Source organism: Saccharopolyspora indica (assembly GCF_027853965.1).
Classification (GTDB): Bacteria; Actinomycetota; Actinomycetes; order Mycobacteriales; family Pseudonocardiaceae; genus Saccharopolyspora; species Saccharopolyspora indica.
The window spans coordinates 625,874-642,627 of record NZ_JAQGLB010000002.1 but is presented as its reverse complement, the minus strand read 5'-3'; the positions used below and the strand labels follow the sequence as shown (position 1 = coordinate 642,627).

The following is a 16,754-nucleotide window of genomic DNA, read 5'->3' as shown; positions in this document are numbered from 1 at the left end:
AGAATGATGCTGACCAACCTCGCAGACATCTTGCGGGGTGCTGGGCTCCGAGTCATCGAGCAGCCGGGTTGGAAGACCCGAGGGCACGGCCCGATGGGGAAGGTCGAAGGCGTTCTCTGGCACCACACGGCAGGTGCCCGGAGCGGGAACTACCCGAGCCTCGCCGTAGTCGAGCGCGGCCGTCCTGGGCTCGCGGGTCCGCTGGCGAACCTCGGCCTGGCCCGCGATGGCACGTGGATCGTGATCGCCGCTGGAGTCGCCTGGCACGCCGGGAACGGCGTGTACCCCGGTGTTCCCCGGAACGGGGGCAATAGGCACCTGATCGGCGTTGAGGCAGAGAACACCGGCACCGGGGAACCGTGGTCGCCGGCTCAGCTCGACTCGTACCGGCGCGGCACCGCAGCGCTTCTCCGTGCATTCGGTCTCGGCTCCGAACGAGCTATCGGCCACAAGGAATACGCGACTCCCCGCGGTCGAAAGATCGACCCTGCTGGACTTGACATGAATGCCGAAAGGGCGCATGTCGCCAAGTACATGACTAACCCGCCTGCGGGTGGAGAGGATCTGATTATCATGGCGCTGAATGATGAGTTCACCGACTGGGCTGGCAATAAGCAGACCGGTTACAGCTGGGCAATGAACGTGGACAAGCGTGTCTGGGCGATCGAGCAGGCGATTCTTGGCCTTCAGAAGTCCCGGATTCCTGGAGACGAGAACCAGACCAACGCGGCGAACCTTTGGTTCGACGCTGGCAGCTGGACCAACCAGACCCTTGGTCGGGTTGTCGCTCTTGAGGAGCGAGTCAACGAGGTGAATGACAAGCTGGACCGGGTTCTCGCAGGAATGGAGAAGTGAATGAAGAAGGAACCTGTCATCACCGTTGCAGGTGTCACTGCGGCTGTCTCTGCCGTGATTGCCCTGCTCGTGTCTTTCGGTGTGGATCTGACCGAGGACCAGACCAAGGCCATTCTTGGTGTGGTCGCGGTTGTTGCCCCGCTCGTAGTGATCTACGCTCGGAAGTGGGTCGTCCCGGTGGACGAGGAAAACCCTAAGAGCTGAGAAGCCCTGTAAACGACGAAATCGCCCCCTCCTAGACCCAAGTAAGGGTCCGGGAGGGGGCTTTTTGTGTTTCAGGGGTCAGTCTTCTTCATTAACCCCACCAGCATACTCCTTCATTCGAGTCTTGATGTCCTCTGGGATGTAGATATCCCATTCAACTTGATCGCCGTTCCTGAACATCCTGAACTCTACTCCAGCAGCGACCATAAGCTTACGCTTCTCCTGATCGTCAGCCTTTTTCCACACTTCATTGTAGGTGACATCAAGTTTGTTGTAGACCCACCCAGATTCCCGAACCGGAACCTTAGAAATCTCCTTCTTCCGAGTGGTGTACTCGTTCATCTTCTCGGCGTAGTACTCCGGGTCCTCATCGTAGGCCCCGTTCTCCCGGTCCTCTCGAAGCCGCTGAATCCGCCGCTCCAGTTCCTTGATTTCTGAGGCATGGTTTTCTCCACGCTGGAAAGTTCGCTCAGTGACGAACTCCTTTCCGCACTCCCGTAAGAACCGTTCTTCCAAAAGATCCTCAACGATGTCGGCTTTCATGCCGACACCAACGCAGGCGCGTGTGTTCTTGTTGCCCCGACACCTGTACCACCGGTAGGAGTACTCCTTGTCGCTCTTAGCACTCTTCCGTACGGTGACTTTCTGCCCGAGCGGCCTCTTGCATTCCCAGCAGAATCCGACCCCCAGAAGAGGAGAGGCCCCATTTACCCTTGAGTTTGTCTGGGAGCGCTCGTCCAACGCGCTCTGAAGCTCTTCCCACTCCTCAGGAGTGAATACCGGTTCTGCAATAACGAAGTATGACCCGTCACGGTTGGTCATCGGCTTTCCACCACGCATCTTCACTCCAAGAAGGTGCGGACTCCGGAGAATCGACCGCAATCCCGTGTACGTCCACGTCTCGTCACGAAGCGGGTGCTCTTTCCGGGAACGCCACAAGTTTCCACTCGTTAGCTCTCCACGCTCAATCAGTCGGTCAGCGCAGATCGTAATCGGAAGGCGCTCTTCGACTACCCAGTTTTTGATTTCGTGCAGGACGCCACAGGAGTACTCGTCCAACACAAGGACTTTTGCCTCTTTGGGTTTTCCGTCTTCCCCAACTTCAACGGTTGTTTTTGTCGTGTAGCCATACCCAGGAAACCCACCGTGCCATCGGGCAGTCCACCGTCGCGTGTCGTGGGAGTCCTGAACTCGCCCCTTGATCCGCTCCAGCTCTTTGTGCGGCCCGATCGCCTTGACGTGGGCGATGGCCCGCCCCTCAGGCGTTGTCAGGTCCAGCGACGGGTCGTCCAGGACGATGAGCGTCTTGCCCCACTTGAGGATCTTGAAGACGAACGCCATGAAGTGCATGTCGTTCCGGCTGAGCCGGTCCTGCGTCGTAACCCACAGCTCGTCCCAGCTGTCCCGACCGACCTCGGTCAGCCACTTCCCCAACGCCGGTCGATCCGGCATGTCCACATCGCCGGACACCGAGCGGTCCACCGCCCGCCCGGCCAGCACGACTTCGCGAGGGTCCTCATCCAACCGGGCCAGGAGCTTCCTATCCTGGGTTTCGATCGAACCTGAGTCTTTCTTGTCGAAGCTGATTCGCTCTGCGAAGAGCACTCGCACCGTCATGACCTGCATCTTTCCAAGAGATTGAGATGTTGTCAAAGCAGGTTCAGCGACACCTCGCTGGAGTGGTACGACTTCGCCGCCTACTCGGTGGCCTCGGCGCTGGTGTTCGGCCAGCTGTTCTTCCCCAGCCACGACCCGCTCTCGGGCACGCTGCTGGCGTTCTCGACCTACGCCGTCGGCTACGTCTCCCGGCCGCTGGGCGGTTTCGTCTTCGGCCGGCTCGGCGATGTGCTGGGCCGCAAGCAGGTCCTGGTCATCACGCTGCTGGTCACCGGCATCTCGACGTTCCTGATCGGTCTGCTGCCCACGCACGGCCAGGTCGGGGCGCTCGGCGCGGTGCTGCTGGTGATCCTGCGGTTCGCCCAAGGCGTCGGCATCGGCGGCGAGTGGGGCGGCGCGGTGCTGCTCTCCAGCGAGTTCGGCAGCGAGAAGCACCGCGGCTTCTGGGCGTCGGCGGCGCAGATCGGCCCGCCCGCGGGCAACCTGATGGCCAACGGTGTGCTCGCGGTGCTGGCCGCGACGCTCACCCAGGAGCAGTTCATGTCCTGGGGCTGGCGGGTCGCGTTCCTGCTCTCGGCCGTGCTCGTGCTGTTCGGCATGTGGATCCGGGTGAAGCTGGAGGAGACCCCGGTCTTCAAGGAGCTGCAGGCCAAGGGCGAGCAGGCCGGTGCGCCGGTGCGCGAGGTCTTCACCCGCGAGCCGCGGGCGCTGGTCTCGGCGATCCTCTCCCGCGTCGGCCCCGACGTGCTCTACGCGCTGTTCACGGTCTTCGTGCTCACCTACGCGACGCAGCAGCTGGGCATGCCCAAGAGCTGGGCGGTCACCGGCGTGATGCTCGGCTCCACGCTGCAGCTCGTGCTGATGCCGCTGTCCGGCGCGCTGTCCGACCGGTTCGGGCGCCGCCGGATCTACGCGGTGGGCGCGATCGGCGCGGGCGTGTGGCCGTTCGTGTTCTTCCCCATGGTCCAGGGCGGGTCGGCGACGCTGCTGGTCATCGGCGTGATCGTCGGCCTGGTGTGGCACGCGCTCATGTACGGCCCGCAGGCGGCCTTCGTGTCCGAGCAGTTCAGCCCGGCGCTGCGCTCCACCGGATCGTCGCTGGCCTACACGCTGGCGGGCGTCATCGGCGGCGCGCTGGCACCGCTGCTGTTCACCGCGCTGTTCGCCCACTTCGGCACCTGGATCGCCCCGGCGGCGTACCTGGTGGCGACGTGCGCGGTGACGCTGATCGGTCTCGCGCTGGGCCGCCGCGACGCGCAGTGACGTGCCCGTGAGCGGTTCGGGAGGCCCCGAACCGCTCACGGCTCAGCCCTCGATCAAGACCTGCTGGGTGGCCGAGAGATGACTGGTGATCGCGGCTTCGGCGGCTTCGGCGTCGCCCGCGACGAGCGCGACGACGATCGCCTCGTGCTCGACCAGCACCGCCTTGCGGCGGCCGCCGTGGGCGAACAGCGCCACGATGCCCGCGCGGATCTGCCTGGCGCGCAGCCCGTCGTAGGTCTTGCTCAGCATGTCGTTGCCGACGGCGCGGACCAGCGCCGAGTGGAACCGGTGGTCGCGGTCGATGAACGCGCGGGCCTCGCCCTCACCGGCGAGGTCGCGCTGGGCGTCGAGCTCGGCGCGCATCTCGGCTTCCGGGACCGCGTCGAGCTCGATGGCGCGCCGCGCCGCGTAGCACTCGATCATGGTGCGGATCTCGAACAGCTCCCGGATCTCGCGCCCGCCGACCGGCGCGATGTAGGCACCGCGCTTGGGCACCAGCTGCACCAGCTCCTCGGCGGCGAGCAGCAGCAGGGCCTCCCGGATCGGCGTGCGGGACACCCCGATCTCGTCGGCCAGGGCCTGTTCGTTGACGAACTGCCCCTGCATCGACGGATCGCTGAGAACGGTGTCCTTGAGGTGGTCGTAGGCGAGTTCGCGTCCGGACGGCAACGAGTACCCCTTAGAAGAACATTGTTGGTGGTTGGTTTGCGTGGCGGTGCGAGTGGCGGAACCTGAGTGCTTCCCTGGACTGCGGGTGCCCCTCCTGATGTATGTCCGATACACGGCGGAGGGGCCGTCCTCGCCCAGGGAGCCACCCAGTGGCGGGCCACCGTACCCGCGGCGGTGCGAGCTGCGTGCGTACTCGAAGCGGCTGCCGCCGCTTGCACAAGCGCGGACGGCTACGCCGACAGACCCTTCTTGCATATCGCTGGTATACAAAACAATGGTAACGGTTGTGGAGGATGGTTATGCGGATTGCGTTGTGCCAGATCGTGACCGGCCCGGACCCGAAGGCCAACCTGGAGCTGGTGGCCGACGGCATCCGGCGGGCCGCCGAGGGCGGCGCCGACCTCGCGGTGTTCCCGGAAGCGACCATGGCGTGCTTCGGCGTCAAGCTCGGCCCGCTGGCCGAACCGCTGGACGGACCGTGGGCCACCGAGGTGCGGCGCCTGGCCGATGAGGCCGGCATCGCGGTGGTGGCGGGCATGTTCACCCCAGCCCCCGACGGCCGGGTCACCAACACGCTGCTGATCACCGGCCGCGGCCTGGACGCGAGCTACGACAAGATCCACCTCTTCGACGCCTTCGGCTTCGCCGAGTCCGACACCGTCGCCCCCGGCGACCAGCCCCTCGTGCTCGACCTGGACGGCACCAAGATCGGCTTCGCCACCTGCTACGACATCCGCTTCCCCGGCCTCTACACGACCCTGGCCGACCAGGGCGCCGAGGTCATCATCACCTCGGCCTCCTGGGGCTCCGGCGAGGGCAAGCGCGAGCAGTGGGAGCTGCTGTCCCGCGCCCGCGCCCTGGACTCCACGTCCTGGGTGGTGGCCGTCGGCCAGGCCGACCCCCGCAGCATCGGCCGCGAACCGAGCGGCAAGGCCCCCACCGGCATCGGCCACAGCCTGGTCGCCACCCCCTACGGCCAGATCCACACCCAGCTCGCCGACGCCCCGGAGATCGAGGTCGTCGACATCGACCCGACCACGACGACCCAGGCCCGCCAAGCCATCCCGGTCCTCACCAACCGCCGCTTCTGACCCGGTGAAGGGCACCTTTCAGCAACTTACTTGCTGAAAGGTGCCCTTCACCGCGGATGCCAGCGGGTTCTGCGGGGGCTCTGCACGGGATGGCGGAAGTGCGGTAGACAGTAGCCGTCAGTAGTCATCCAGTGCTTTCAGGGAGAATCCGGCATGTCCGATTCCGAGGACGTCCAGATACGGGTGTCCAGCGTTTCCGGCGAGATGGACACGACCGTGCCGCACGCGGCCCGCGTCTGGAACTTCTGGCTCGACGGCAAGGACCACTACGCGGTCGACCGCGCCGCCGGCGAGGAGTTCCTGCAGGTGTTCCCGGGGATGCGGACGGCGGCGCAGGCCAGCCGGGGCTGCCTGGGGCGGATGGTCCGGCACCTGGTCGCCGAGTGCGGGGTGCGGCAGTTCCTGGACGTCGGCACCGGCCTGCCGACCGCGGAGAACACCCACGAGATCGCGCAGCGGGCCGCCCCGGAATGCCGGATCGTCTACGTCGACAACGATCCGCTCGTGCTGGCCCACGCCCGCGCGCTGCTGACGAGCACGCCGGAGGGGGCCACCCGGTACGTCCACGCCGACGTCCACGAGCCCGAGACGATCATCGAAGCCGCTCGCGAAGCCCTGGACTTCGGCCAGCCGGTCGCCCTGATCCTGTTCGGGATCATGGGCCTGATCCCCGAGTACGCCCGCGCACGATCCATTGTGGACACCTTGTTGGCGGCGCTGCCACCGGGCTCCTACCTGGCGCTGTTCGACGTCGACGACAGCGACTCCGCAGCGGTGGACGCGGCCCGGCGCTACGCGGAGTCCGGGGCGATCCCGTACAACCACCGCACGCCGGAGGAGATCGCCGGCTACTTCACCGGCCTGGAGCTGGTGGAACCGGGAGTGGTCCGGTCCGGCCACTGGCACGCCGAGGACCCGGAGCTGGCACGGCGCGACACCACCACGCTGGCAGGGCTGGGACGCAAGCCCTGACGCCCATCTCGACCACGGCGCCTCCGACCGCATTTGCTCCCCGGTGGCCGAGGTGAAGGGCACCCTTCGCCCACTTACTCGGCGAAAGGTGCCCTTCACCTCGACGCCGATCGGGTGCGGCGGTAGGCGAGGATCGCGAGGGCCGTGCCGATCGCCAGGACGGCGGTGGTGAGGAGGCTGGCTTCGATGCCGAAGCCGCCGCCGGTGAGCAGGTCGGCGCTGCCCGGGGCTCCGCCGATGCTCAGCATGGTCGTGCGGACGTCCATGCCGGAGACCTGGATGCCGTAGACGTTGCCCTGACACCAGTTCCACACCGCGTGGAAGGCGCAGACGCCCCACAGCCCGCCCTCGGCCAGCGCCCAGAACGCCAGCAGCAGTGCGATGAGCAGGATGTTGACCAGCGCCACCACCGTCACGTTCGGGTTGGTGCCGTGCAGCAGCGAGAAGACCGCGGCCTGCAGGACCACCGCCGCGGTCAGTCCCCACTTCCGGAAGGTGACCTGCATCAGGTAGCCGCGGGTGATGATCTCCTCGGTGCTGGCCTGCACGGCGAACCCGATGAGCGCGACGAACGCCGCGCCCACCTGCGCGGTGTGCACCGCCCCGACGTCGAACTGTCCACTGAGGAGGTTCACGCCGACGGGCACGCCCAGCAGCACCACGGCCACTCCGGTACCGATCGCCAGGTGCGCGCCGATGCGCGAAGCGGGGAAGAACCCGACGCTGCCGAACGGCCGCCGCTCCTTGAGCCGGATCCACAGCGCGAGCAGCCCGGCGATGCCGACGAAGCTGAGCAGCATCGCGAGCTGATCGGCCAGCTCCATCGCCCCGCCGAGCGCGGCAGCCGCCGAAGCCCCGAACAGCGGGAACAGCACCAGCGCGGCCAGCGTCTGCCCGACCAGCAGGCACCCCACGACCACGAGCACCCCGACGATCGGCCCGCTGGGCCGCCGAGCCCGCTCGATCCCCGCCAGCAACGGCGACGGAAGAACCCGTTCCGGCTGCGCGCTGTTCACCAAGTTCCCTCCCCGATCCAGCGAACGACACCTGCCCGCCACGAAGAGTAATCTCCGCCCCGCCCACGAGTGAGCAACCCCGTCGAACGGCGACGCGCCCGGATAACGTTTCTGCTGGTCAGGGCCCGTGAGTGCTTTGGGGTGCTATGGCACCAGAAAACGCTCACGGGCTCTGACCAGCGGTGTTCCGCCCGAGATTCACATGTCGAGGCCGAGGTCGAGGGCTGGGGAGGAGTGGGTCAGGCCGCCGACCGCCAGGTACTGGACTCCGGTTTCCGCGTACTCCGCCGCCACTTCGAGGGTGAGGCCGCCGGAGGCCTCCAGCTCCGTGCGCGGGGAGACCTCGGCGACGCGGCGGACCGCTTCCGCGCACTGGTCCGGGGTGAAGTTGTCCAGCAGGACCAGCGACACGTCCTCGGCCAGCACCGCGTCGAGCTCGTCCAGCGTGCCGACCTCGACCTCCATCGGCAGCTCCGGCGCGTGCGCGCGGCAGGCCCGCACCGCGGCCACCACCGAGCCCGCCGCCACCACGTGGTTGTCCTTGATCAGCAGCGCGTCGCCCAGGCCCATCCGGTGGTTGACGCCGCCACCGCAGCGGACCGCGTACTTCTGCAGCACGCGCAGGCCCGGCAGCGTCTTGCGGCTGTCCCGGATGCGGCAGCCGGTGCCCGCCACCGCGTCCACCCACGCCGCGGTGGCGGTGGCGATGCCGGACAGGTGGCACAGCAGGTTCAGCGCCGTGCGCTCGGCCGTGAGCAGGCCGCGGACCGGGGCCTTCACCCGCAGCGCGCAGTCGCCCGGGGCCAGCACGTCGCCGTCGGAGCGCTCGGAGAGCACCGCGTAGGCGTCCGCGCCCAGCACCTCGTCGAGGACCATCCGCACCACCGGCAGGCCCGCGAGCACACCGGCGCGCCGGGTGTTGAAACCGGCTTCGGCGATCGCGTCGGCGGGCACCGTCGCCACCGTGGTCGCGTCCGGGCCGTAGCGCAGGTCTTCGGCCAGCGCGGTGCGCACCACCTCGCGCGCGTCGTCGATGTCGATCGTCATGCCGCCGTCCTCGCAATCCCGGCCGTGGTGTGGATGAGCCAGCCCGACGCGTCCAGCCGGAACACCGTGCTGCGCCGCCAGCGCAGGTCGTCGGTGTCCGGGAAGTCCGAGCGCCGGTGGCAGCCGCGGGACTCGGCCCGCTGCCGGGCCGCGGCGAGCAGCGCCTGCGCGGTCATCAGCATCGACGCGTCCTCCACCGCTTCCCTGGTCCTGAGTGGACGGACGATCGCCGCGCCGTCCAGCGCCTTCGTGGCCGCGGCCAGCCCTTCTTCGGAGCGGCCGATGCCCGCGTGGCGGCTCATGGTGGTCTGCAGCAGCTCGCGGTCGACCACTGCGAGCGCAGGCGGGCCGACCTCGCCGACCGGCTTGCGGGTCAGCAGACCGCAGCACAGGTCCTTGGCCACCGCCTCGGCCGCGCGCGCCCCGACGACGAGGCCTTCCAGCAGGCTGTTGGAGGCCAGCCGGTTCGCGCCGTGCAGCCCGGTGCAGGCCACCTCGCCCGCCGCGTAGAGCCCGGACACCGACGTCCGGCCGTCCACGCTGGACATCACGCCGCCGCAGGAGTAGTGCGCGGCGCTGGCCACCGGGATCGGTTCGCGCACCGGGTCGATCCCGGCCGCCAGGCAGGCCGCGTGCACCGTCGGGAACCGGGCCGCGAAGCCCGCGCCGATGCCGGTCGCGTCCAGGAACACGTGCTCCGAGCCGGTTTCGGCGGCGCGGCGGTTGATCGCCGCCGACACCACGTCGCGCGGGGCGAGGTCCTCCAGCGGGTGCTCCCCCGCCATCACGCGGCGGCCGCGCACGTCGACCAGGACCGCGCCTTCACCGCGCACGGCCTCGGTGATCAGCGGACGGCGGCCGCGCGGGCCACCCGGCGTGTAGAGCACCGTCGGGTGGAACTGCACGAACTCCAGGTCCGCCACGGTGGCACCGGCCCGCAGCGCGAGCGCGACACCGTCCGCAGTGGACACCTCGGGGTTGGTGGTCGCCGAGTAGAGCTGGCCGAGGCCGCCGGTGGCCAGCAGCACCGCGGGTGCGCGCAGCACCCCTGGCCTGCTCTCGCCGTCCATCGCCAGCGCTCCCGCGATCGAGCCGTCATCGCCGCGCAGCAGCTCGACCACGCAGTGCTGCTCCAGCACCGGGATTCCGCCGCCGCGCACCGCGTCGGCGAGCGCGCGCTGGACCTCAGCTCCGGTGGCGTCGCCGCCCGCGTGGATCACGCGGAACGCGCTGTGCCCGCCCTCGCGGGTCCGCGCCAGCTCGCCGCCGGTTCCGACGTCGAAGCGGGCGCCGTTCGCGCGCAGGCGGTCGATCGCCGCCGCGCCGCCCGCCAGGATCTCCCGCACCGCCGGGCGCGAGCACAGCCCGACGCCCGCGGTCAGCGTGTCCTCGACGTGCTTTGCCAGGCTGTCGCCCGGGTCGAGCTCGTCGGGCCGGACCACGGCGATGCCGCCCTGCGCCCAGCTCGTGTTGCCCGCGTCGACCGAGTCCTTGCTGACCACCAGCACCCGCAGGCCCAGCTCGCGGGCCCGCAGGGCCGCGGTCATGCCCGCGACGCCGGTGCCGACGACGAGCAGGTCAGCGCCCGCTTCCCAGCTCATTCGCCGCCTCCGGGCTTGCCGATGGCGATCATCCGCTCGACCGAGGCCCGCGCGCGGTCGGCGACGTCGGTGGGCACGTGCACCTCGTCGGCGCCCTCGCGCAGGCAGCGCAGCAGCGCGGCCGGGGTGATCATCTTCATGTAGCGGCAGGAGGCCCGGTCGTTGACCGCGCGGAAGTCGATCTCCGGCGCGGCCTTGCGCAGCTGGTGCAGCATGCCGACCTCGGTGGCGACCAGCACCGACCGCGCGCCGGTGTCGCGGGCGGCGGTCAGCATGTCGCCGGTGGACAGGATCTTCACCCGCTCCGGGGCGACGGTGCCCTCCCCCGCCAGGTACAGCGCCGAGGTCGCGCAGCCGCACTCCGGGTGGATGAACAGGTCGGCGTCCGGGTTCGCCGCCGCGCGCTCGGCCAGCTCCGGGCCGTTGATGCCCGCGTGCACGTGGCACTCGCCCGCCCAGATGTGCAGGTTGTCCCGGCCGGTCTCGCGCTTGACGTGCGCACCGAGGAACTGGTCGGGGCAGAACAGCACCTCGCGGTCGGCCGGGATGGAGCGCACCACGTCGACGGCGTTCGAGGACGTGCAGCAGATGTCGGTCTCGGCCTTCACATCGGCGGTGGTGTTGACGTAGGACACCACGACCGCGCCGGGGTGCTCGGCCTTCCAGGCGCGCAGCTGCTCGGCGGTGATGGAGTCGGCCAGCGAGCAGCCGGCGCGCTCATCGGGGATGAGCACCGTCTTCTCCGGACCGAGGATCTTGGCGGTCTCGGCCATGAAGTGCACGCCGCAGAAGACGATCGTGCTCGCGCTGCTGCTGGCCGCGATGCGGCTCAGCGCCAGCGAGTCACCGGTGTGGTCGGCGACGTCCTGGATCTCGGGCAGCTGGTAGTTGTGCGCCAGCAGCACCGCGTCCCGCTCGTCGGCCAGCGCGCGGATCTCGCGGGCCCAGTCGGCGTCGGCCTGCACTCCCGTGTAACCGGCGTCGGTCCGCTCCCAGGTGGCAGTAGCGGCCATGTCGTCCTCCTCGCCGGATCCCCCGGTCGGCAGGCCGGGGAGGTCCGTTCCACACCCCGGATCAACCGCTCCGAGGTTTTCGCCTTAGAATCGAAAACGTGCCACATCCTAACACCGCAGGTCACCCGAACGAGAGCGACGCTGGTCACGAAGTGCTCGCCGGAGTGCTGCAGGTCCGCGACGACCACCTGCAGGTGATGCTCTGGCAGCGCGCGCGGGAACCGGACGTGCACCGGTGGTCACTGCCCGGCGGGCGGCTGGCGGCCACCGAGGACGTGGAGACCTCGATCCGCCGCCAGCTGGCCGAGAAGGTCGACGTGCACAAGCTCTCCCACGTCGAGCAGCTCTCGGTGTTCAGCGCCCCGCACCGGGTGCCCGACCGCCGCGTGGTGGCCACCGCCTTCCTCGGCCTGGTGCCCTCCGACGTCGACCCCGAGGTCCCCGCCGACACCCGCTGGCACCCGGTCGAGGCGCTGCCGCCGACGGCCTTCGACCACGAGCAGATCGTGCTGGCCGCCCGGGACCGGCTGCGCGCCAAGCTGTCCTACACCAACATCGGCTTCGCGCTGGCCCCCGCCGAGTTCACCGTCTCCGAGCTGCGCGGCATCTACTCCGCGGCGCTCGGCTACCAGGTCGCGCCGACCAACCTCCAGCGCGTCCTCACCCGCCGCGGCGCGCTGGAACCCACCGGCCGCACGCTGCCCGCCGGCCCCGCGGGCGGGCGCCCGCCCGCGCTGTTCCGCTTCACCAGCCGCGACCTCCAGGTCACCGACCCCTTCGCCGTCTTCCGCCCGCCGAGCTAGGCCTCTGGCAGGATCCCGGGAATGCAGGTGACCCGCTTCGACCTCCTGGAACCGGCGCTGCAGGGGCGGCTGAACTCCAACACGGTGGCCCGGCTCGACGGCGTCGAGACGTTCGCCGAAGTGCTCGCCGTCCTGGACGAGCTGCGCACCGCGCACGCTCCGGCGCGGATCCTCTGCACCCTCGACGACGTCGACCAGTGCGCCTACACGAGCGGTCACGCCTCGCTCGACGACCGGCTCTGGCTCGACACCGACGACAGCGACGACCCGGCCACGAGGCATCGCACCGACGACGCGCGCACCGCGCACATCGCCGCGGCCCTCGACGCCGGGAGCATCGAGTGGGAAGCGCTCCCCGGCTCGCGGACCGGCGGGGAGCAGGACGCGGCGGCGCTGGTCGAGCTGAACCGCGACCCGGACCGAGCGCTCGACGACGTGGTGCTCGTCCAGCGGGTGCCGGTGGCCCGCGACGACCTCGCCCTCGCGGCCATCCCGAACGGCTACTTCACCGGCGACTGGGACACGTTCCAGAACCACGCGGTGGTCCGGAGGATGGCGACGCACGGCTACCGCCACATCGGAACCGGCGCCGAGCTACTCGCCTTCGACCGGGAGAGCGCGCCGACACCGGAGGCAGCGCGAGCAGTCATCGCCGACCTCGTCCACCTCTACGGCGCACCCGACTCCACCTGCTGGGCCGAGCTGGCCGCGCTGCTCGCCGAACGGCGCCTGCTGATCGTCGGCTACGGCGAGGAATTCGCCGAACAACTGGCCTGAGCCCGCAGCGAGTCGAGGTGGCGGGCGAGGACGCGCACCGCCCAGTCCGGCCCCTGCTCGTCGGGCTCGTAGACGAGGTGGACGGCGAGGCCGTCGAGCAGCGCGTGCAGGCGCCACGCCTCGACCTCCACGTCGCTGCCCGCGGCCAGGTCGACGCCGTTGTCCAGCTGCTCGACCATCCACCGGCACAGGCCCCGCAGCGCGCGGTGCGCGTCGTCGCGGGGCTGCTTGAGCCTGCCCTCGGTGTTCGCCGCCGTGAACAGGGCGATCGAGACCTGCATCTCCGCGGTGCGCTCCGCGTCCAGCGGGAGCAGCTGGGCCGCCACCTCCTCGACGGTCGCCCGGATCGTGACGCGCGGCGGCAGCGCGGAGATCCGCCTGCTCACCCGCTCGCCGACGAAGTCCATCAGGAAGACGAGGAGTTCGTCCTGGGTCGGGAAGACGTGCCGCACCGAGCCCGCGGACAGACCGGCCTCGGCGGCGACGGCGCGCACCGACACCTGCGCCACCCCGTCGCGCAGGATGATCTGCCACGCCGCCAGCGCGAGTTCTTCGCGACGCTTCCGGTGGTCGATCAACTTCGGCATTCCGCCATCTTAGCTAGCACGGTCTCGCTAACATAATCCACCATGGAAGCACAGTTGTACCACCAAAGACCGATTCCGCTCCGCTGGCTCAGCCCGGCATGCGCCGTCCTCGCGCTGGGTTACGCCGCGCTACCGGTGGTCATGGCGCTCGCGCCCGGGACGACTCGCGCGTCGGTGCTCCGGAGCAACCCGGAGCTCACCGGCACCGCGGTCGACTTCGCCGTCGCCGCGGCCATCGCCTACTCCGGGGTGGTGCACGCCATCAGCATCGCGCTGCTGATCTGGTTCACCGCGGCGACGCTGCGCGGACGCCGCTGGGGCCGGATCGCGCTGACCGTCCTGCTGGTGCTCGCGACCGCGGGCAGCTTCGCCTCCTGGGACGCCGGCCTGCAGTTCCAGTGGTCGGTGATCCTCAACAACGCCCTCCACCTGGTGGTGCTCGGGCTCGTCTGGGCACCGCGATCGGCTCGCCGGTACTTCACCGCTCCCGGCTAGCCGCTGGTCACGTTCGCGGGGCCGATCCTTCACCCGGCAAGTAGGTTGGTGGCGTGCTGGACGTCTTGCCGCTGTTCCCGCTGAGCTCGGTGCTGCTGCCGGGCGGTCACCTGCCGCTGCACGTCTTCGAACCGCGCTACCGGCAGCTGGTCGAGGACCTCGTCGGCGAGTCGGTGCCCGACCGCAGGTTCGGCGTGATCGCCATCAGGCAGGGCTGGGAGGTCGGCGAGGACAACGTGGACTCGATGTACGACGTCGGCTGCTCCGCCGTGCTGGACCAGGTCCGCGAACTGCCCGGCGACCGCTACGACGTCAGCGCCGCGGGCGAGCGGCGGTTCCGGCTGCTGCAGATCGACCGCGGCACCGCGCCCTACCTGATCGCGCACGTGCAGTGGCTGCCCGACACCGAACCGGCCGATGACTCGCCGGCCCGCCGCGAACACCTGACCACCGCCGCCCGCGCGGCGCACCAGCGCTACCACGCCACCGGCCTGCGCGGCGGCAACCGCGAAACGCCCGACGCCGGAGCCGCGGAGCTGTCCTACCTGCTGGCCGACGACTGCGTGCTGACCGTGGAGGACCGGCAGGACCTGCTGGCCGAGACCGATCCGCTGGCGCGGCTGCGCAACGTCCGCAGGCTGCTGCTGCGCGAAGCCGAGTTCCTCCGCGAGCTGCGCGCCGTTCCGGCACCGCTGGCCGAGTTCACCCAGGGCACCAGCGTGAACTGACCTGGGGTGATCACTCCTGGTGGGCTCGTTGAGCACTGTCGGCGTAGCCGTCCGCGCCTTACAAGCGGCGCCAGCCGCTTCGAGTACGCACCCAGCTCGCACCGCCGCGGGTTCTGAGTGCTTTCCTGGCGAGGACGGCCCCTCCGCCGTGTATTCGTTCATACATCAGGAGGGGCACCCGCAGTCCAGGGAAGCACTCAGGTTCCGCCAACCGACCACCCACGCAAAACAACCACGAACAAGCTCTTAGGATCACCCCATGTCGTCACCTGGTGGTCAATGGGGTTCGCACGGAGGCGGTCAGCAGTACGACCCGCTGACCGGTCAGCCGGTGGGCGGTGCGCAATACCCGCAGCCCGACGCTCAGCAGTACCAGGGCTTCGGCGCGTACGGCCAGCCGCAGCAGCCCCAGTACCAGCAGCCGCAGTACCAGGGCCTGCCCGGCGGTTACCCGACGCCGCCGAAGAAGAGCAAGGGCCCGCTGATCACCGCGATCGCGCTCGGGGCGGTGGCGCTGATCGCCATCGTCACCACGGCCGTCGTGCTGCTGGTGCCCAGCGGTCAGCAGGCCTCGCCGCCACCGCCGCAGAGCCCGACCACCACCAAGAGCACGCCCACCCAGGCCACCACCGCGCCGCCGAGCGCGGCCAACCCGGACCTGCAGCCGGTGGTCCCGGGCTGGCAGGTGGTGCGGGTGCCCAAGCGCACCGCGGTCTACGACGTGCCGCTGGCCGGGTGGGAGCTGGATCCCGACCCGGAGAACATCCAGGCCTACGGCCCGCCGGACGACCCGGTGACGATGACCGGCGTCGCCGACTACATGGTCGGCTTCTGCCCCGGTGATCCCCGCAGCTACCGGGCGACCTCGGGCGTGAGCGCCCGCAAGGGCCCGGACGACACCGCGGTGGCCACCGAGACGCTGGCGAAGCTCGTCCAGTACGCCCACGGCCGCGACGGCGTCGCGCCGATCGTCGAAACCGGTGCGCCGGAGCACATCCAGCTCCCCGGCAACGTCCCCGCTGTCCGCGTCACCGCGCGCGTCACGCTGCCCCAGCCGGGCGCGTGCGACGCGACCACCGCGCTGACCAGCGTGGTGGCGACCAACAGCGACGGGCAGAGCTCGGTGGTCATGATGGCCACCGCCGACCAGGGCGTGGAGGGCGCGCTCAGCCAGGAAGACCTCAACAAGCTGACCGGTTCGCTGCGCGCCGCTCCCTGACCTCCAGCACGCACGAACGCGCCCCGGATCCGCTGCGGACCGGGGCGCGTTCCTTCTCGATCAGGGCAGGCGGCGACCGAGGTCGTCCAGACCGTTCCAGGAGGCCGCCAGACCGTAGCCGAGGGCGAGCGCGAGCGGCTGCGCCAGCAGCACCCAGCTGGTGCCGATCTCGGGGGCCACCGCGATCAGGTCGCCCAGCTGCGGGTTCGGCGGCATCGGGTACAGCCCGGCGGCGAACGAGACACCCATCTGCACGCCGAGCCAGGACGCCACCAGCGAGCCGAGCGCACCCGCGATGAGCAGCACCGGGCCGCGGCGGCGGCGCACCCACCAGAGCACCGAGGACGTGAGCAGCCCGAGACCGAAGGTCAGCAGCGAGAAGATCGCGATCGCGTCGAAGCCGTGGTAGCTCTCCACCAGCAGCGGGGTCAGCGAGCCGTTCGGCCCGAGCACGCTCTGCTGCGGCGGGGCCAGCCGGGACCACACCCAGCCGGCGGGCAGCCCGAGCAGCGCGATCAGCGACACCGCGCTCACCGCGGGCAGCAGGTCGGCCTTCACCACCACGCGCGGCACCGGCGGGGCGGCGAGCTGGGGCAGCAGGTGGTCCAGCTCGGTCCCTACCCGCTCCGGGACGGCACGAGTGCCGTGGAATTCGTGGGGACTCTCCGCCACCCGCCGACCTCCTCAGTGGCGCCACACCGCGGACCGCGGCTGCTCCGGGGACCGGCTCGCGGCTCCAAGCCGCGGTCCGGCGCGTTCCAGCCACCCTAGCGCTACGCCGCGCACCGCCCGCATCA

General features: G+C 69.8%; 18 protein-coding genes. 10 read left to right on the top strand and 8 right to left on the bottom strand.

The genetic code is table 11. From position 1 onward, the window contains the following. Positions 1 to 3 precede the first annotated feature (3 nt). Positions 4 to 855 (top strand): peptidoglycan recognition protein family protein, encoded by an 852-nt coding sequence (locus OU416_RS06865; protein ID WP_270925959.1) that lies wholly within the window; start codon positions 4 to 6, stop codon positions 853 to 855. Next, positions 856 to 1,059, top strand: a complete 204-nt coding sequence (locus OU416_RS06860) for a hypothetical protein (protein ID WP_270925958.1) — start codon at positions 856 to 858, stop codon at positions 1,057 to 1,059. Between the two features lie 78 nt (positions 1,060 to 1,137). On the opposite strand, the gene OU416_RS06855 is transcribed toward OU416_RS06860, so the two are convergent. Beyond that, positions 1,138 to 2,676, bottom strand: coding sequence for a recombinase family protein (locus OU416_RS06855; RefSeq protein ID WP_270925957.1), 1,539 nt, complete (start codon positions 2,674 to 2,676; stop codon positions 1,138 to 1,140). A 21-nt stretch (positions 2,677 to 2,697) separates the two neighbouring features. On the opposite strand from OU416_RS06855, the gene OU416_RS06850 reads away from it, so the two are divergent. Then, positions 2,698 to 3,939: an MFS transporter gene (locus tag OU416_RS06850; RefSeq protein ID WP_270925956.1), complete on the top strand. Its 1,242-nt coding sequence runs from the start codon at positions 2,698 to 2,700 to the stop codon at positions 3,937 to 3,939. 42 nt (positions 3,940 to 3,981) lie between these two features. Here OU416_RS06850 and OU416_RS06845 read toward each other — a convergent pair whose 3' ends face one another. Then, positions 3,982 to 4,608, bottom strand: coding sequence for a GntR family transcriptional regulator (locus OU416_RS06845; protein ID WP_270925955.1), 627 nt, complete (start codon positions 4,606 to 4,608; stop codon positions 3,982 to 3,984). 299 nt (positions 4,609 to 4,907) lie between these two features. Here OU416_RS06845 and OU416_RS06840 point away from each other — a divergent pair, with 299 nt between their 5' ends. Then, positions 4,908 to 5,699, top strand: a complete 792-nt coding sequence (locus OU416_RS06840) for a carbon-nitrogen hydrolase family protein (protein ID WP_270925954.1) — start codon at positions 4,908 to 4,910, stop codon at positions 5,697 to 5,699. Positions 5,700 to 5,852: 153 nt separating this feature from the next. Further along, positions 5,853 to 6,671 carry an SAM-dependent methyltransferase gene (locus tag OU416_RS06835; protein WP_270925953.1) on the top strand — a complete coding sequence of 273 codons (819 nt, stop codon included), beginning with the start codon at positions 5,853 to 5,855 and terminating at the stop codon, positions 6,669 to 6,671. A gap of 95 nt (positions 6,672 to 6,766) precedes the next feature. On the opposite strand, the gene OU416_RS06830 is transcribed toward OU416_RS06835, so the two are convergent. The 4 genes from OU416_RS06830 to nadA all read right to left on the bottom strand — a co-directional run bounded on the left by OU416_RS06830 (position 6,767) and on the right by nadA (position 11,348). Continuing rightward, positions 6,767 to 7,687 (bottom strand): CPBP family intramembrane glutamic endopeptidase, encoded by a 921-nt coding sequence (locus tag OU416_RS06830; protein ID WP_270925952.1) that lies wholly within the window; start codon positions 7,685 to 7,687, stop codon positions 6,767 to 6,769. A 198-nt stretch (positions 7,688 to 7,885) separates the two neighbouring features. Then, positions 7,886 to 8,734: a carboxylating nicotinate-nucleotide diphosphorylase gene (gene nadC / locus OU416_RS06825; RefSeq protein WP_270925951.1), complete on the bottom strand. Its 849-nt coding sequence runs from the start codon at positions 8,732 to 8,734 to the stop codon at positions 7,886 to 7,888. Further along, entirely contained in the window at positions 8,731 to 10,335 is a 1,605-nt protein-coding gene (locus tag OU416_RS06820; protein ID WP_270925950.1) for an L-aspartate oxidase, read from the bottom strand. Before OU416_RS06820 ends, nadC begins: the two co-directional genes overlap by 4 nt. Beyond that, the gene (gene nadA, locus OU416_RS06815; RefSeq protein ID WP_270925949.1) at positions 10,332 to 11,348 is read right to left on the bottom strand and encodes a quinolinate synthase NadA; all 1,017 of its coding nucleotides are present in this window, start codon (positions 11,346 to 11,348) and stop codon (positions 10,332 to 10,334) included. Before nadA ends, OU416_RS06820 begins: the two co-directional genes overlap by 4 nt. Positions 11,349 to 11,500: 152 nt before the next feature. Between nadA and OU416_RS06810 the strand changes: the two genes are divergently transcribed. Both OU416_RS06810 and OU416_RS06805 read left to right on the top strand, forming a co-directional pair. Next, positions 11,501 to 12,151 carry an NUDIX hydrolase gene (locus OU416_RS06810; RefSeq protein ID WP_270926092.1) on the top strand — a complete coding sequence of 217 codons (651 nt, stop codon included), beginning with the start codon at positions 11,501 to 11,503 and terminating at the stop codon, positions 12,149 to 12,151. A gap of 21 nt (positions 12,152 to 12,172) precedes the next feature. Then, positions 12,173 to 12,928, top strand: a complete 756-nt coding sequence (locus OU416_RS06805) for a hypothetical protein (RefSeq protein WP_270925948.1) — start codon at positions 12,173 to 12,175, stop codon at positions 12,926 to 12,928. On the opposite strand, the gene OU416_RS06800 is transcribed toward OU416_RS06805, so the two are convergent. Next, positions 12,895 to 13,515: a TetR/AcrR family transcriptional regulator gene (locus OU416_RS06800; RefSeq protein WP_270925947.1), complete on the bottom strand. Its 621-nt coding sequence runs from the start codon at positions 13,513 to 13,515 to the stop codon at positions 12,895 to 12,897. The two genes, OU416_RS06805 and OU416_RS06800, sit on opposite strands and share 34 nt — an antisense overlap. A gap of 42 nt (positions 13,516 to 13,557) precedes the next feature. Here OU416_RS06800 and OU416_RS06795 point away from each other — a divergent pair, with 42 nt between their 5' ends. From OU416_RS06795 to OU416_RS06785, 3 genes are all read left to right on the top strand, one after another. Beyond that, the gene (locus OU416_RS06795) at positions 13,558 to 14,010 is read left to right on the top strand and encodes a hypothetical protein (RefSeq protein ID WP_270925946.1); all 453 of its coding nucleotides are present in this window, start codon (positions 13,558 to 13,560) and stop codon (positions 14,008 to 14,010) included. Positions 14,011 to 14,066: 56 nt separating this feature from the next. Beyond that, positions 14,067 to 14,738 carry an LON peptidase substrate-binding domain-containing protein gene (locus OU416_RS06790; protein ID WP_270926091.1) on the top strand — a complete coding sequence of 224 codons (672 nt, stop codon included), beginning with the start codon at positions 14,067 to 14,069 and terminating at the stop codon, positions 14,736 to 14,738. 259 nt (positions 14,739 to 14,997) lie between these two features. Then, complete coding sequence (locus OU416_RS06785; protein ID WP_270925945.1) at positions 14,998 to 15,957, top strand: hypothetical protein; 960 nt, start codon at positions 14,998 to 15,000, stop codon at positions 15,955 to 15,957. A 60-nt stretch (positions 15,958 to 16,017) separates the two neighbouring features. Here the strand turns inward: OU416_RS06785 and OU416_RS06780 are convergent, their stop codons facing one another. Continuing rightward, the gene (locus OU416_RS06780) at positions 16,018 to 16,629 is read right to left on the bottom strand and encodes a DUF2567 domain-containing protein (RefSeq protein WP_270925944.1); all 612 of its coding nucleotides are present in this window, start codon (positions 16,627 to 16,629) and stop codon (positions 16,018 to 16,020) included. Positions 16,630 to 16,754 lie beyond the last annotated feature (125 nt).

Bases quoted from the DNA above. Each gene is read 5' to 3' on its own strand.
- OU416_RS06865 (WP_270925959.1), top strand. From the start codon at position 4: ATGATGCTGACCAACCTCGCAGACATCTTGCGGGGTGCTGGGCTCCGA.
- OU416_RS06860 (WP_270925958.1), top strand. From the start codon at position 856: ATGAAGAAGGAACCTGTCATCACCGTTGCAGGTGTCACTGCGGCTGTC.
- OU416_RS06855 (WP_270925957.1), bottom strand. From the start codon at position 2,676: ATGACGGTGCGAGTGCTCTTCGCAGAGCGAATCAGCTTCGACAAGAAA.
- OU416_RS06840 (WP_270925954.1), top strand. From the start codon at position 4,908: ATGCGGATTGCGTTGTGCCAGATCGTGACCGGCCCGGACCCGAAGGCC.
- OU416_RS06835 (WP_270925953.1), top strand. From the start codon at position 5,853: ATGTCCGATTCCGAGGACGTCCAGATACGGGTGTCCAGCGTTTCCGGC.
- nadC (WP_270925951.1), bottom strand. From the start codon at position 8,734: ATGACGATCGACATCGACGACGCGCGCGAGGTGGTGCGCACCGCGCTG.
- OU416_RS06820 (WP_270925950.1), bottom strand. From the start codon at position 10,335: ATGAGCTGGGAAGCGGGCGCTGACCTGCTCGTCGTCGGCACCGGCGTC.
- nadA (WP_270925949.1), bottom strand. From the start codon at position 11,348: ATGGCCGCTACTGCCACCTGGGAGCGGACCGACGCCGGTTACACGGGA.
- OU416_RS06805 (WP_270925948.1), top strand. From the start codon at position 12,173: ATGCAGGTGACCCGCTTCGACCTCCTGGAACCGGCGCTGCAGGGGCGG.
- OU416_RS06800 (WP_270925947.1), bottom strand. From the start codon at position 13,515: ATGCCGAAGTTGATCGACCACCGGAAGCGTCGCGAAGAACTCGCGCTG.
- OU416_RS06795 (WP_270925946.1), top strand. From the start codon at position 13,558: ATGGAAGCACAGTTGTACCACCAAAGACCGATTCCGCTCCGCTGGCTC.
- OU416_RS06785 (WP_270925945.1), top strand. From the start codon at position 14,998: ATGTCGTCACCTGGTGGTCAATGGGGTTCGCACGGAGGCGGTCAGCAG.